Source organism: Paludisphaera rhizosphaerae (assembly GCF_011065895.1).
GTDB lineage: Bacteria > Planctomycetota > Planctomycetia > Isosphaerales > Isosphaeraceae > Paludisphaera > Paludisphaera rhizosphaerae.
In genome coordinates, this window is record NZ_JAALCR010000013.1 from 105,804 (window position 1) to 120,672 (window position 14,869).

General features: G+C 63.9%; 14 protein-coding genes. 4 read left to right on the top strand and 10 right to left on the bottom strand.

Annotation, left to right across the window (positions count from 1 at the left end):
* Positions 1-82 precede the first annotated feature (82 nt).
* Positions 83-526, bottom strand: a complete 444-nt coding sequence (locus tag G5C50_RS17935) for a hypothetical protein (protein ID WP_165071575.1) — start codon at positions 524-526, stop codon at positions 83-85.
* A 136-nt stretch (positions 527-662) separates the two neighbouring features.
* Positions 663-1,712, bottom strand: a complete 1,050-nt coding sequence (locus G5C50_RS17940) for a 3'-5' exoribonuclease YhaM family protein (protein ID WP_165071576.1) — start codon at positions 1,710-1,712, stop codon at positions 663-665.
* 269 nt (positions 1,713-1,981) lie between these two features.
* Between G5C50_RS17940 and G5C50_RS17945 the strand changes: the two genes are divergently transcribed.
* Entirely contained in the window at positions 1,982-3,580 is a 1,599-nt protein-coding gene (locus G5C50_RS17945; RefSeq protein WP_165071578.1) for a phytoene desaturase family protein, read from the top strand.
* Between the two features lie 17 nt (positions 3,581-3,597).
* Here the strand turns inward: G5C50_RS17945 and G5C50_RS17950 are convergent, their stop codons facing one another.
* From G5C50_RS17950 to thrC, 5 genes are read right to left on the bottom strand one after another with little or no spacing between them, the layout of a single operon-like run.
* Entirely contained in the window at positions 3,598-4,530 is a 933-nt protein-coding gene (locus tag G5C50_RS17950; RefSeq protein ID WP_165071580.1) for a UDP-glucuronic acid decarboxylase family protein, read from the bottom strand.
* A complete protein-coding gene (locus G5C50_RS17955; protein ID WP_165071581.1) occupies positions 4,527-5,213 on the bottom strand; it encodes a cyclic-phosphate processing receiver domain-containing protein in 687 nt (228 codons plus the stop codon). The genes G5C50_RS17950 and G5C50_RS17955 overlap by 4 nt, the downstream gene beginning before the upstream one ends.
* Before the next feature lie 33 nt (positions 5,214-5,246).
* On the bottom strand, positions 5,247-5,624 hold the full coding sequence (locus G5C50_RS17960; RefSeq protein WP_165071583.1) for a hypothetical protein: 378 nt from the start codon (positions 5,622-5,624) through the stop codon (positions 5,247-5,249).
* Positions 5,625-5,652: 28 nt separating this feature from the next.
* The gene (dapB, locus tag G5C50_RS17965; RefSeq protein ID WP_165071585.1) at positions 5,653-6,456 is read right to left on the bottom strand and encodes a 4-hydroxy-tetrahydrodipicolinate reductase; all 804 of its coding nucleotides are present in this window, start codon (positions 6,454-6,456) and stop codon (positions 5,653-5,655) included.
* Between the two features lie 41 nt (positions 6,457-6,497).
* Complete coding sequence (gene thrC, locus G5C50_RS17970; protein WP_165071586.1) at positions 6,498-7,934, bottom strand: threonine synthase; 1,437 nt, start codon at positions 7,932-7,934, stop codon at positions 6,498-6,500.
* Positions 7,935-8,239: 305 nt separating this feature from the next.
* Here thrC and G5C50_RS17975 point away from each other — a divergent pair, with 305 nt between their 5' ends.
* Positions 8,240-8,587, top strand: a complete 348-nt coding sequence (locus G5C50_RS17975; protein ID WP_165071588.1) for an ArsR/SmtB family transcription factor — start codon at positions 8,240-8,242, stop codon at positions 8,585-8,587.
* 54 nt (positions 8,588-8,641) lie between these two features.
* Here the strand turns inward: G5C50_RS17975 and G5C50_RS17980 are convergent, their stop codons facing one another.
* A complete protein-coding gene (locus G5C50_RS17980) occupies positions 8,642-9,514 on the bottom strand; it encodes a sugar phosphate isomerase/epimerase family protein (RefSeq protein WP_240907143.1) in 873 nt (290 codons plus the stop codon).
* A gap of 105 nt (positions 9,515-9,619) precedes the next feature.
* The gene (locus G5C50_RS17985; RefSeq protein WP_165071590.1) at positions 9,620-10,588 is read right to left on the bottom strand and encodes a diguanylate cyclase; all 969 of its coding nucleotides are present in this window, start codon (positions 10,586-10,588) and stop codon (positions 9,620-9,622) included.
* A 235-nt stretch (positions 10,589-10,823) separates the two neighbouring features.
* Between G5C50_RS17985 and G5C50_RS17990 the strand changes: the two genes are divergently transcribed.
* Both G5C50_RS17990 and G5C50_RS17995 read left to right on the top strand, forming a co-directional pair.
* A complete protein-coding gene (locus G5C50_RS17990) occupies positions 10,824-11,948 on the top strand; it encodes a site-2 protease family protein (protein ID WP_165071592.1) in 1,125 nt (374 codons plus the stop codon).
* Positions 11,949-11,969: 21 nt separating this feature from the next.
* The gene (locus G5C50_RS17995; RefSeq protein ID WP_165071594.1) at positions 11,970-12,350 is read left to right on the top strand and encodes an HNH endonuclease; all 381 of its coding nucleotides are present in this window, start codon (positions 11,970-11,972) and stop codon (positions 12,348-12,350) included.
* Positions 12,351-12,368: 18 nt separating this feature from the next.
* On the opposite strand, the gene G5C50_RS18000 is transcribed toward G5C50_RS17995, so the two are convergent.
* Positions 12,369-14,456 (bottom strand): S46 family peptidase, encoded by a 2,088-nt coding sequence (locus G5C50_RS18000; RefSeq protein ID WP_165071596.1) that lies wholly within the window; start codon positions 14,454-14,456, stop codon positions 12,369-12,371.
* Positions 14,457-14,869: the final 413 nt, after the last annotated feature.

A 14,869-nucleotide genomic window follows, 5' to 3' on the forward strand; every position in this document is an offset into this window, starting at 1 on the left:
TCCGGTCGGACCGAATGAGTCGGAACCGGGGACCGCGCCGCCTCGGTCGACCAGGCCGGCGCGGCTGGACGGGTTGCTCGTTTTACTTCTTGTCAAGTTTGGCGATGTACTTCTTCGGGTCCTTCGCCACGGCGTCCTCGCACCCCTTGCAGCAGAGGTAGATCGTGCGTCCTTCGGCGGTGATTTTCACCGGAACGTCCATGGCTCCCAGGTTCTCGTCGCTGACGGGGCAGACGGCCTGCTTAAGTGCGGCCTGCGCGTCGTCGGCCGTCAATTTCTTAATGTTGGCGACCTCATCGGCCGTGAGGCTGGTCGCCGACGTCTTGGGACCTTCGAGACCGGGTGCGGCCTCAGCCGGAGCCGGAGCCGAAGGGGCCGGGGCCGCGTCCGTGGAGGGCGCCGGCGCGGCCGCGGGGGGCGTGCCGGAGTCCGTCGCGGGCGTCGAAGGAGCGCTTTCCTGGGCGCCGCAACCGACGAGCAAGGCCAGAGCCAGGGCGGGCGCGCCGAGTCGCAGAATCCGATCCATGGGGACATCCTCTTGGTCTGTGTTCACTTCCGGATCGAAGTCGCCTCGATGGCGACCGACGCCCGCAATTGTATCGACGATGTGGCAAGGCCGCCACCGCGCGACCAGAGCGTCCGACGAACCTCGCGGGGACCACTCAGTCCGAGCAATCCTCGTCCGCATCGGCATTCTCAAGCGGGATGCCCTTGTACAACCGGCGATTGTCCAGGGCGAAGACCCGGTCGGTGAACTCGTCCTCGGTCTTCGAGAGCAGCCGCTGCCGAGCAGCGACGTTCATCTTGGCGTCCAGGTCGTCGATGTACGAGACCAGCAGCGCCTCGATCGTCGAGGGGACGACCGGTGCGCCGAACTCGCGTTTGCCGTGGTGCGAAAGGATCGCGTGCTCCAGGCAGAGCAGGGTCTCCTCGGGGAACCCCTCGATCTCCCTCGCCACATCGCGGACGAGATCGCGGCCCATCAGGATATGACCCAGGAGAGTCCCTTCCTTGGTGTAACGGGCCTCGACGGGATGGTACGAGAGTTCCCGCAGCTTTCCGATGTCGTGGAGGATGATCGCGGCCATAACCACGCCCTTGTCGAACGGCGGGTTGAGCGTGTTGTAGTAGCTCGCGTAGTGCTCGACCAGCATCTCGCCGACTCGGCTCATGCTCCAAACGTGTTCAAGAAGCCCGCCCGTATAGTTGTGGTGCATCGACTGCGCCGCGGGCATCTTCTTGAAGAGGTCGGCGTTCGCGTCCAGGATTCGGATCACCAACTCGCGGAGATGCGGTTGCTGGATGAACTTGTGAATCCGGCGGTAGATCGAATCCAGAAGGTTCTGAGGATCGTACTGGCTGCTTTCGACGAGGTCGAAAAAGTTGAAGCCGTCGGCGGCGTCCTCTTCGACGGTCGGCCGAACGTGAAGCAGGTCGATCTGCATGCCGAAGCGGATGTTGAAGCTGGAACGGACGTGAATCCGGTACGCCAGCCCCTCAACCCATGAGCCGGCCTCGGGAAAGTATTTGTGGTCCTGCCAGATCGGAGCCTCGCACGAGGCTACCTTGTCGCGGAACAGGCATTTGATGAACGGCTGGTTCGACTTGGTGACCCCGCGCGTCACCTTGACGAGAGCAGCGAAGCACACCGCCTCCTGACCATCCACCAGATCGGAAAGCCTCGTGATGACGGTGGAGGTCGATGGCGACATGGCGATTCCGTCCCCTCATCGGGCGATGGCCCCGGCGATCCTACGGCGGACCCGGCGCGAGCCTCCCGGACGTGGCACGAGTCAAGTTTACACCAGTCCGCGCCTCGCGGCGGCGCATTTCGACTCGGCGGCCAGACGGATTGCAATGGGTGAAGCGATCGCAAGCCGATTCCCGTCGATGTATCCTGGAGGAGACATCGCATCGATCAGAGGTCGCCGACTCATCGCCAAGGGCGAGACGAGCGAGGGAAGGCGGAGGAAGGAAACCTATGTCGACCACGCCGGGAGGCTGCCGTCCAGCTCTGGAAACCCTTGGCAAGATGGAGTTTGTGTCGCCCGTCAGCGATCTTGCGCGTCGCCGTTGGGACGTCGTCGTCGTCGGCGCCGGCCACAATGGACTGACCGCCGCGGCCTATCTCGCGAAGGCCGGCAAGTCGGTCCTCGTGCTGGAGTCGCGCGATCGCGTGGGCGGGGCTTGCACCATTGAGGAGGTCTGGCCGGGGTTCCGGCTCTCCCCCTGCGCCTACCTGGTCGGACTCCTCCACCCAAAGGTCATCGAGGAGTTGAAGCTGCCTCAGTATGGCTTTCGCTGGACGCCCGCGACGGCCGGGATGTTCGTCCCTTTCGAGGACGGATCAAGCATTCAACTCTGGGACGATGACGCTCGCTGCGAGGCCGAGATCCGACGACTTGCGCCGGTGGACGTCGAAGGCTGGCGCGACTTCTGTTCGGTCAAGACTCGACTCCGCGATCTCCTCCGGCCCGAGGGAGACGGCGACCTCTGGATCGGCAAGGCGCCGACCATCGAGCAACTCGACGAACGCCTCGGCGGCGATCATGAGGCCCGCCACTTCCTCTTCGAATGGTCGATGGTCGAGTGCGTGGAGAACTATTTCCAGGACGAGCGAATGCAGATGGCCTACCTCGGGCAGGGGGTTATCGGCACCAACGCCAGTCCCCACGATCGGGGGACGGCCTCGATCCACTTCCACCACCAGTCAGGTCGGCTGGGGGGCGTTCCCGGACAGTGGGGGTACGTCCATGGCGGAATGGGGATGGTCTCATTCCTCCTCTGCGACATCGCCCGCGATCTCGGAGCGGTCGTCGCCACTGGCGTCCCGGTCTCGCGGATCATCCCGGGCGAAGGCGTCGAGTTGGAGGGAGGAGAGAAGATCAGGGCCGACGTGGTCGTATCGAACGCTGACCCGCGGGCGACCCTCCGAATGCTAGGCGACGCGGTCGACGCCTCCTGGAAAGCGAAGGTCGAATCGGTCCCTCAGATCGGCTGCACCCTGAAGATGAATGTGGCCTTGAAGCGGCTTCCCAGCTTCAAGGCTCGACCCGGAACGCACCGGGATCACCATCTCGGCCAGATCAACACGCCGTTGACGAAGGCCGAGTGGGACCAGGGTTATCGTGCAGCGCGTCGAGGCGAATTGCCCAGCCGGCTCTGGACCGAGTTGTACTTCCACACGGCTCACGACCCGAGCATCGCTCCCGAAGGCGTTCACTCGATGAGCGTCTTCGCTCAGTACGTTCCGCACACCTTCACCGAAGGCGATTGGAACTCACGACGCGAGGAAGTGAAGGAACTCGCCCTGGCCTCGATCGGCCGATTCTGCGAGGACCTGTCAGCAGATATCCTCGACGTCCAGGCGCTTGGGCCGCCGGACGTCGAGGCGAAGGTTGGCCTCACGGGAGGCCATATCTTTCAGGGCGAGTGCTTGCCGGCCTATATGTGGGAGCGTCGGCTTTCGCCCAGGACGCCGATGCCGGGCGTCTTTCTCTGCGGGGCGGCGACGCACCCGGGAGGGAGCGTCATCGCCGTGAACGGCCGCAACGCGGCGATGGAGATCCTCGGCGCCTGAGCCCAGCCGGACTGTCGTCAGACGACCGAGCGGAAGTATTCCAGGGTCGTCTTGAGGCCGTCGGCGCGGTCGACCTTCGGATTCCAGCCGAGGAGCTTTTGCGCCTTGGTGATGTCGGGCCGCCGGCGCTTGGGATCGTCCTGGGGCAGGGGCTCGTGGATCACCTGGCTCTTGGTGTCTCCAACCAACTCGATGATTTCTTTGGCCAGTTGCGCCACGGTGATCTCAGCGGGGTTGCCGATGTTCACCGGAAGGGCGTAGTCGGAGTGAAGCAGACGGTAGATTCCGTCCACCAGATCGGTGACGAAGCAGAAGCTGCGGGTCTGGTCGCCGTCGCCGTAGAGCGTGATCGGTTCGCCGCGGAGAGCCTGCTTCATGAAGTTCGGCAGCACTCGGCCGTCGTTGAGCCGCATCCGAGGGCCGTACGTGTTGAAGATTCGGACGATGTGAGTCTTCACACCGTGGTAGCGGTGATAGGCCATCGTGATGGCCTCCGCGAACCGCTTGGCTTCGTCGTAGCAGCCGCGGGGGCCGATCGGATTCACGTTGCCCCAGTATTCCTCAACCTGGGGATGGACGTCTGGATCGCCGTAGACCTCGGATGTGCTCGCCAGGAGGAACCGGCTGTCCTTGGCCTTGGCGAGCCCCAGCGCGTTGTGCGTCCCGAGGGCGCCGACCTTGAGCGTGGGGATGGGGTGGGCGAGATAGTCGGCCGGGCTGGCGGGGCTCGCGAAGTGGAGCACGTTGTCGACAGGGCCGTCGATCTCGATCGGCTCGGAAACGTTGTGCTCGATGAAGCGGAATTTGGCGTTGGTCTTCAGATGGTCGATGTTCCTGAGCGAGCCCGTCAGGAGGTTGTCGACGCAGAGGACCTCGTCGCCTTCGGCGAGGAAGCGTTCGCAGAGATGCGACCCGACAAACCCTGCGCCGCCCGTGATGACCGTTCTCAAGGCTGATTCTCCGATGGCTCCGCCGTTCCCAGGCCGTTTTCGGACGCCTCTCGGGCGGCCGATAGGCCCTTATCATAGCGGGTCGCGGGAGCCTTCGTCACCCGAGATCGCCGTTTAGGTCCCAGGCCGGTCAGGCGCGTCCAGAGTGAGACCAGCCGTCGCCAGGCGATCCGCCGATGGTTCGGGGGCGGCGGGGGCTCGAACGAGAGGAAATCGACCAGGTCGAACCCGAACGGCCGGAACTCCGCCGTGTAGCCGTTCTGAAGCAGGCATTCCACCATCAGGGACGCCGCGCTGAAATTGTAGCTGTGAATGAAGAAGCGGGCATTCCGGAGGTTGCCCCGATCCTCCGCGCAGAGCCACCGGACGACGGCCATGCCGCAATCGTCGCGATTGACGTCCACGTACTTCTCGCCGCCGAGGTCGTGGTCGAGATGGATCTCGTCCCAGCTCTCGGCCAGTCGAGAGATGCAGTCTTGCGCCGTCAGCACCCAGACCGCCTGAGGGCAGCGCTTCAGAAAAACCTCAGCACGGCGACGATCGTCGTCGAGAAAGAGGACCCGGCGATAGAGCGAGGGGGAGTCGGGAAAAGATTCGGGCGCAGCGGCGACGGCCGGCGAGGAATCGGGAACGGGCGGGCTGGCGACGGTCTTATCGTCGGAGGCGCTGAGGCTTTCAATCATGGGAGCGACCTCCCAGCCGAACGCCGGCCGAGTTCAGATCCCAGGGCCGACATGGGATCGGCCGTCTTCTCGAACCGCCGCTAGTGGGTAATTCAGGATCGAATCGCCTTGGCCTGACAGTTCGCGAAGCCGTCGATAGCCTGCCGACACTCGAGCTTCTTCCTCGGCGACGTAAGCCGGATCAAGCCCGGCCTTCGCAAACGGTCCATCCAATACGACGGGATCGAAGCCATCGTCGACGATGAATTGGGCCTGTGACGGATTGCAACGAATATGCCGTTCGGGTGATGAGTGCAAAACGTCGGCTTCGACCTCTCCGAGAACGTATCGCAAGTAGAGGTCGGAGTCGAGCAGCCCTTCAACTTCCCGGCCGCACACCGTGCAAAGATATCCCTGATCACAACGGGCCATACCGATTCGACCCCTGAACCGATCCTGACTAACAACCCGATTCTAACACATCCCGCATGGCGTATGAACCCGGGGATTTCCCGGCGAGGAAAACGGCGGCGTCGATCGCTCCACGGACGAAGCCGTCCCGATTCAAGGCCCGATGCGTCAGTTCGAGGGTATCACCCCCGAGCGCGAAGAGGACGGTGTGCTCACCTGGGCAATCGCCGGCGCGGACCGCGTGCATGCCGATCTCGCCGCGAGTCCGCTCGCCGACCTGGCCCTCACGGCCATGGACTAATCGATCAGCTCCCGACGCCGCCATGACAAGCTCCGCCAGGCGAATCGCCGTTCCGCTGGGGGAGTCCTTCTTGAGCTTGTGGTGGCGTTCGACGATCTCGACGTCCGCCGCCGGCCCCATGGCCGATGCGGCTTCGCTGACGAGCTTCATCAAGAGATTCACAGCTCGACTCATGTTCGGCGAGGCGAGCACGGGAACGGCTGCAGCGGCTTGTTCGAGCGCCTGCTGCTGGGCAGCCTCCAGCCCCGTGGTGCCCACCACCAACGGCAACTTCTCGCGCCGGCAGTAGTCTGCAATCAGAGGCACCGCCGAAGGATGAGAGAAGTCGATGACGACGTCGGGTCGATTGGCTGGACCGAGATCCTCGAGGGCCCTCACCGGAACGCCCAGCGGGCGAATCCCGGCCGCGACGCCAGCGTCTTCGCCGATCCTGGATCGGTCGATGGCTGCGACGAGTTCGACGCGGGGATCCTCGGAAATGAGCTGGATCAGGCGAAGCCCCATCCGGCCCATCGCCCCGTGCAGTCCAATGCGAATTCTGGCCGCGCTCATGAGCCGGCATTCCTTTCCTGGAGACGATCGGACCTGGGCGATCAGGACTTGGACGCGCCCGAGTCGGAATAGAGGGCGATCGTTCGAATGATGTCGTCGATGTCGTTGGGTACGACGACGGGGCGATTGGCGTAGCCGGCTCGTTTGACCCCGCGGCTCCCCAGAACCTTCTCAAAGTTCTCCTGATCGGCGCCATGATAGGCAACCGTCGCCGTCGGGTCCTTGAGTTGGTGGCCGGTCAGGATGCAGACGACGCGATCGGAGGGAGCGATGATTCCCTCCTCGCGAAGGCGACGCGCGCCCGCGACGCTCGCCGCGCTGGCGGGTTCACAGCCCAATCCGCCGGCCCCGACCCACGCCTTCGCGTCCATGATCTCCTGGTCAGAGACTTCACGGACGACCCCGTCGCAGAAATCGAGGGCGCGGAGGCATTTCTTGAAGTTGACCGGGCGATTGATCTCAATGGCCGAGGCGATCGTCGAGGCCTTGACCCCTGCGGCGTCGAGTTCGTCGTAATAGGCGTCCACTTTCGCCGAATCCGGCAGCCCGCTTCGCCAGCGGATCTCCCGTGATCCATAAAGCTCGTGCAGGGTGCGAGCGCCGTGGGCGTTGATGACGGCCAGGCGAGGGACTCGATCGATCAATCCGAGGTGCTTCAGCTCGATGAACGCTTTGCCGAACGCGCTGGAGTTGCCGAGATTCCCCCCGGGGACCACGATCCAGTCGGGAACCTCCCAACCCATCGCTTCGAGAACTCGGAACATGATGGTCTTCTGACCTTCCAGTCGGAAGGGGTTGACCGAGTTCATGAGGTAGATGCCCAGACGGTCGGCGACCTCGCGGACGCGCCGCATGGCATCGTCGAAATCGCCGACGATCTGCACCGTCAAGGCGCCGTGATCGAGCGCCTGGGCCAGCTTTCCGTAAGCGATCTTCCCAGACCCGACAAAAATAATGGCCTTAAATCCGAGATCCGTCGCTGAACAATAGACGGCCAGCGCGGCGGAGGTGTTCCCCGTGCTGGCGCAGGCGACTCGACGGGCCCCGATCATTCGGGCGTGGCTGAAGGCCGCCGTCATGCCGTTGTCCTTGAAGCTCCCGGAGGGGTTCATTCCCTCGTACTGGAGCATCAAGCGGCCCGGCTCAAGACCCACGGCACGGCCGACCTTGTCGGCCCTTTGAAGCAACGTCCGTCCTTCCCCGATCGTTACGACCTGCTCCGCCGGTGCGAACGGAAGCAGTTCGCGAAAACGCCAGACGCCCGAAAAGCAGAGGGGATCGAGCTGTTTCGACCACTTGGCCTCGAAATCCTTCAGGCTGCGGGGGACTGGCAGGCGGTCCCAATCGTAGACGACGTCGATCAAGTCGCCGCACTGGGGGCACGCGAAATGGGCCTCGTCGACGGCGAAGGTCGCCGCGCACGACGGGTTGAGGCACTGCTGAAAGACAGCCTCATTCGCGATTCGGGGAGTCTCCATCGTAGCGGTCGGGAGCCCGGCCATCGTCTCGAACTCTCTGCGGAGGGGGGGCGAAGCGGCGTTCCAGACCGTCCGCGGTGGACGGAGAGGGTCGGCCGCACGCCCGCGGACCCCCAACGTCAATCTAGTCCAATCGCCCTTTCGGGGCAAGCGGCCCGCACTTCGCATCGAAGTTCGGAACGGGGTTGACTGAATCCAAGAATGTGTCTATTTTCTAATACCATTAGGTCTATTCGCCTTGATCGTGCGACGTCCTCCCGGACGTGTTCACAAAAAATGATCAGCCTAGCCAGGAGAGAATTGCGATGGCCGCAACTTCTACTCGCACCAGTTCGTCGTCACGGTCGACGAAGACCGCAGCCGCTGCGGCCGCCCGCCAACTCGCCGAAATCCGTCGCGTCGCCGATCTGTTGAAGCAGGTCTCCGACCCCACCCGACTTCAAGTGCTCCTGCTTCTTAACGAGAAGGAGCGCAACGTAACCGAGCTCTGCGCCGACCTCGGTACGCAGAGTCAGCCCGCCGTCAGCCATCACCTGGCGCTCCTTCGCCATGGACGACTGATCGAACCCCGCCGCGCGGGGAAGCATAATTACTACGCCCTAACCGAAGCCGGGCGTGAACTGGCCAAGGTCGTCGACGGCATCGTCGGCTGAACGAGTCATCGGCCGACGCGGTCTAGCAATTGACCGCGTCGGCCGCGCCGTTCGTCAACGGGCCAGACATTCCCGCAACAGCGCGATGCCGTGCGCAACATCGCGGAGACGGCCCTGTTGATCACCCACTTCGCGTTCGACGACCAAGGGCCCCTGGTAGCCGACCGACTTCAAGGCGTCGAGAAAAGCCGGGATTCCGACCTCACCCTCTCCCAGAGGGACCTCCTCGCCCCAGGTTCCCTTGACCTTGGGTCGGCGGGCGTCCTTGACGTGGACTGACCGGATATCGGGGCCGAGGATCTTCACAGCCTCGATCGGATCCCCCATATCGTACAGCAGCATGTTGGCAGGGTCGAAGTTGATCTTGATGCTGGGCGACTTCAAATCGTCGAGCGTTCGCCGTAGCAGTTGGGCGGTTTCCTGGCCAGTCTCGAAGGCGAGGATGACGCCCTTTCGCCGGGCTGCGTCTCCAGCCTTCGCCAGGGTGTCGAGCATCTCCGACCGAGCCGGATCATCGATCTCGGGGAGAAAGCCGGCGTGGAGCATGAGGTCGGTCAGCCCTAGCGCGAGCGTCCGATCCAGCGCCCAGTCGAGGCGTTCGAGCCGCTCGGCGCGGGTCTCCGGGTCGCCGAAGCCGCCGGTCTTCAGAATTGTCTGAGGAGTGGTGTAGTCCTCTCCCGGAAAGCCGAGCATCGCGCCCGTCATCCGAAAACCCGCAGCCCGGGCCACGGACGGGAGGTCGTCCCCCTCGTCCCAGCTGGCGTGGTGGGGGTCGCCGCAGGCGATCTGAACGACGTCGACGCCGAGTTGGTCGAGGAAGCCTTTCAACTCGGGGACGTTCTTAACCTGAAGACTCCAACTGCAAACCCCGAGTGCGAAGGGTTCCATGGAGGAGCGAGGGGAAGGGGCGGCGGAATTCGTGGGCACGTTGCGGGCACCTCTCAGAGTCGCGGGACGCGGTCGCAGACGCCTCGGCAGGAGGCGCAGAACCGATGATAGCCCACGACGTGCTGGGAATCGAGGGGCCCCGCCTCACACAGCCAGCGCCTCACAGGACTCGGTCCGCCGTTCCCCCTCGGCCAGAAGTTGCGAGGCGTCCACGACTCGGTTGCGTCCCGCCCGCTTGGCCTCGTAGAGGGCTAGATCGGCCGTCGAAATCAGGGCGTTGATCGTCCGCGGACGCCCGATCAGGCTGCAGGAAACGCCGAAACTGGCGGTGATTCTCAACTCGCGACGGCCGGCGCGAATAATGCGATCGGCGAGGAACATTCGGATCTGCTCGGCCCGCTCGAGCGCCTGTTCCTTTGAGGACGTCGGCAACGCGACCAGGAATTCCTCGCCGCCGTAGCGGGCCACGAGGTCTTCCGACCGCGTTGAATCGCGGAGCGTCTTAGCGACTTCCCTCAGTGCGGCGTCGCCTGCGTCGTGCCCGTGGGTGTCGTTGATCCGCTTGAAGTGGTCGACGTCGATCATGAGGACCGCCGTCCCCAGCCCCCTGATAAAGTTCCGCTCGCAGAGCGGGCCGATCTGCTCCAACAGATAGGCGCGGTTGTACAGGCCGGTGAGGTTGTCTCGAACCGTCCGCTCATACATCTCGCGCTGAAACCGCTCGTCGCAGGGGTCCAGAGTGACGAACTTCAGAACGACGGTCCCTCCCAGTTGGATTCGAGCGCCATCCTCGATCTGGATCGGCTTGCGAGGAGGAATCCGCTTGTTGTCGACGAACGTGCCGTTGCTGCTTCCCAGGTCGGTGATCCAGGTCTGCCCTTCATCGTCCTGGGTAACGACCGCATGGCGACGGGAAACGGTGGGGTCGTGGAATTGGTGGGTGCTCTCCGTCCCGCGTCCCAACCGGGTTTCGGCCCCCTCGATCCGCAGGAGCGCTCCCGTGGTTCCGCCGTGGACGATGATCAGATACATGGGCGAGGTCGGGAAGACGTGCGTCTCCTCCTCATCCCTGACTGGGGAGGCGCAGATGTGAGTCGTCGCCTTCAGGTCCATGACCGCCTCGTTTCCCGCTGGATGGAGAGGTCGTCGCGGTGCGATGCGGTTTTAGCCGCGACGTCCCGGCTCGCAGTCTCGTCTCGCTCGGCATGATCCCTGGGCTTGCGCCCCTATCGCTAAACTAGGTCGCCTCTCAGGCTTGTCAAATCGCTTGTGGAAATCTCCTCTGCGACGACCATCCGTCTACAATTGAAGGGTCCGCGAGAGGTTGCGACGAAAGGGAGGGCTGCTGATGTCGTGGTCTTGGAAGCTGGGCCGGGTGGCGGGAATTCCAATCTATGTCCACTGGACGTTCGCCATCCTGATCGTCTGGCTGGTCGCGGCCGGGGCCATGGAGGGGGGTGGTCTGGCGGCGGGCCTTCTTCAAGGAGGGTTTGTACTGGCTGTGTTCGCCTGCGTGGTTCTCCACGAGTTGGGACATGCGTTGACGGCCCGACGCTTCGGCGTGCCGACCTCGGACATCACTCTGCTGCCGATCGGAGGCGTGGCTCGGCTCCAGCGTATCCCGGAGAAGCCCGCTCAGGAGTTGCTCGTGGCTCTGGCGGGGCCGGCGGTGAACCTGATCATCATCCTGGCCCTCTGGTTTGTATTCCAGGTGCGATTGCCGAGTTCCACGGCTGATTCCGACGCGATTCTACACTCCGGGTTCTGGTCGAAACTCCTGCTCGTGAACGTGTTCCTGGCGGGCTTCAACATGCTGCCGGCGTTTCCAATGGACGGCGGCCGAGTCCTCCGCGCCCTGCTGGCGATGAAATTGCCGTATACCCGCGCGACCCGTGTCGCGGCGTCGGTGGGCCAGTTGATGGCGATCGCCTTTGGACTGTTCGGGCTGAGCAACGGAGCGCCGATGCTTCTGTTCATCGCCCTGTTCGTCTGGATCGGCGCAGAGGCCGAAGCCGTGCAGGTCGCGGAAAAGGCGGCCTTGAAGGGGGTTACGGTTCACGAGGCGATGCTCACCGATTTCCATACGCTTCACGGCGACGACACGCTGGGAAGGGCCGCCGAGGTCTTGCTCGCTGGGTCCCAGCACGACTTCCCGCTGGAACCGGAGGGGGACGAGCCGATGGTCCTGACTCGGGCGAACCTGATGGCCGGGCTGGCGGCGAAGGGAGCCGACGCCCTGGTGCGCGAGTTCGCCTCGGGAGCCCCTCCGGCCGTGGCGGCCGACAGCCCGCTCGTCGCCGCCGTCGCCTTGCTCCGCGAGCGCGGAGCCCCCTGCGCCCAGGTCATCCAGGATGGGCAGGTGGTCGGGCTGCTGACCCTGGAGAACGTCGGCGAGTTGTTGATGGTCCGTGAGGCGCTCGGTCAAACGGGCGACGGCTCGATCTCGACACGCGAGGGGGAGAACGTCTACTGAGGCGTGGTGAGGGCTTGATTCATGACCACCGCGGAGAAGCTCGACCTCGCCGCACGCACCGACGTCACCTTCGAGCGAAGGGGAGGCGACTGGGTCGGCAAGTGTCTGATCTGCAACGGGCCGATCGCCTTCGACGCCGCGACGGGGGAGGGAGCGACTCTGGAGCACATCCGCGCCCGCAGCCGAGGGGGCGGCGACGACGCGACCAACCTTGCCGCCGTCCACGGCCGTTGCAACTGGGAGAAGGGGCGTCGCTGGGATCCCAAGAAACGGCGATCCAACGACGAGTACGAATCGTTCGTCGCCCGCCTCCTCATCAAGCGGGCTGAACGCTGGAGACCGCTGGCCGACCCAGCGAAGGAAGCTGGGCCGGCCGCTTCGGCGCCTCGACGACGGAGTTGAACGGTCTCGTTTCACGTTTCAGCGGCCTGTCAGTTCCTTGACCAGATCGTCGGCCTGGTAGACGGATCGGAGGGCCTCGACGATCCCTCTCGAGTCGACCGACACTGCGCGGGCGACGACGTCTTCATAGCCGAAGTCAAGGACGAGCGACTGGATGTTGCCGTCGAAGATCAGCCCGACGACCTCGTTGTCCTTGTTGACCACCGGGCTCCCCGAATTGCCACCGATGATGTCGGCCGTCGAGACGAAGTTGAACGGGGTCGCGAGGTCGAGTCGACCAGTGGCCTTGGCCTCGTGCCAGGACTTCGGCAGAACGTAAGGCGGCTGTGAATCGTGGGCCTTCTCATGGTCGAAGGCCCCGCCGATCGTCGTGAACGGCGGAATCGCCTTGCCGTCGACGGTGTATCCCTTCACGGCTCCGAAGGCCAGACGAAGGGTGAAGGTCGCGTCGGGATAGATCGCGTCTCCCAGCTCTGCGAACAGGGCTTTCGCGATGAGGGCGTAGTTGGCCGCTTCGACTCCCTCCACCTGATCCTCGCGGACTTTCCGGAGGGATCGAGCGTCGGCGTCGACCTCGCGGGCGAGGCGGATCATCGGGTCGTCGCTGGCCTCAACGGTGGCTTTCCCGCCTTCCACAAGCTTGCGACGGACCGCGACGTCGCCGAGCTTGGTCCCGCCGACGACCGCTGCCGCAACCTGTTCAGGAGTGCGGCCGGCGAGGATGCGGTTAATGACCGGTCCGTCCGGCGCCGCCTTCTTCCAGTAGGCCAACCCAAAGGCGAACTTCGCTCGTTCGAACTCGGGGTAGATCGGAGCCGTGGAGAACAGTTCGAGCTCCAACGATTCGAGGGCCGAGTCGCGATACTCCTTCAACCGCTCCGAATTCGGCTTGGACTTCTCCTCAGTCAGTCGAACGATGTCGCGAGCGATCTGGAAAAGCGTCGAATCGAGCCCGCGTCCACGCTCCAGGAACATGTGAGGCTTGGCGATCTTCAAACTCACGTCCTGAGCTTCGGCGATCTTATCCCAGGCCGCGCCGTAGGCGGATTTCTTGGCCGGGTCGGCCTCGATCCGTGAGCGAAGGTCACGTTCAGCCTGGCGTTTCCGGTCCATAAAGGCGGGGCTCTTAAGACCGTCGAGCCCTCCCGTTCGGGCCTTTCGGCTGTTCTGGATCGAGAACAACTCCTCCTTCGACTGGCGGAAAGCCTCGTCGCTCTGCTTGCCGTAGTTCAGGAGGAAGGCCTCCTTCGCGTGGAGCCAGTCCAGCAAGAACGGGAAAGCGGAGTCCCGGAGATACTCGACGCTCGCCAGAGTGTTGAGGCGGTCGGTACGCCCTGGGTGGCCGGCGACGAAGACCAACTCGCCGTCCTTCGACCCGTGAGGGCTCCACTTCAGGTAATCCTTGATCTGGGCCGGCTTGTCGTTCTCGTAAGCCCGAAAGAAGCAGGCGTCCAGGCAGTAGCGGGGATACTCGAAGTTGTCCGGGTCGCCGCCGAAGAAGGCGATGTCGAACTCGGGGGCGAAAACCAGGCGGACGTCGGTGTACTTCTTATAGGTGTAAAGGTGATACTGCCCCCCCTGATAGAGGGTGACGACGTCGCTCCGCAGCCCGGTCTTCTCGGTCGACTCCTTCTCGATGTCGGCCGAAACCTTGCGACGGGCCGTCGCCGCTGCGGCGTCGTCCATCCCCGGCGCAACGCCCGCGTTGACCTTCGCCGTGACGTCCTCGATGCCGACCAGGACGTTCAGCTCCAGGTCAGGGGCCTTCACTTCCCCGGCCCGGGTCTTGGCGTGAAAGCCAAGCTTGTAGTAGTCCTTCTCGGAGGTGCTCAACTTGGCGAGCGTGTCGGCTCCGACGTGGTGGTTGGTCATGATGAGGCCGTCGGCCGAGACGAACGAACCGGATCCCCCATTGTTGAACCGGACGGCCGCCGAGCGTAGGTGCTCTGCCCAGCCGGGAGGCGGGACGAAGCCGTATCGAGCCTTTAGCGTCTCCAGGGGGAGGTTGTTGAAAACCCACATCCCCTCGTCGCCGCGCGCCGTGGTCATGGACATGATGATACAGACACCTGTGAACGCCGCGATCGAAAAGCGTCGGTTGAACATCGGCCGAAACTCCTGGACTCGAACGGTCGGCCCGCGGCCGATGCTGCATCATCCAAGCCTCGCGACGAGGCTGTCAAGCCGCCCTTCACTTGGAAGACTCCTCTTCATCCAGCCTCTCCACGCCGGTTGAGGCCGGTCGGCTTTGATCATCGTCCCACACCGCCGGCTCCCATCGTCGCTAACTTGCTTTCAGGGAAGGTTTTACTCTCAAAACACCCGCTCGCGACAATGGCTTCGTTTGATCGTTTTCGCGGGACGGTACTCCATCTCTCCTCGCTCAAATCACCGATTCCGCGCTGACGCGTCCGTCCGAGGTGCGATGGTCCCTGCCTCATCCTCTCGCCCCTCCAGTGCCATGGCTTCGCTTGGGTTTGTTTGCGTGCCTCCCGGGCGCCGTGACGACAACGCAAGTT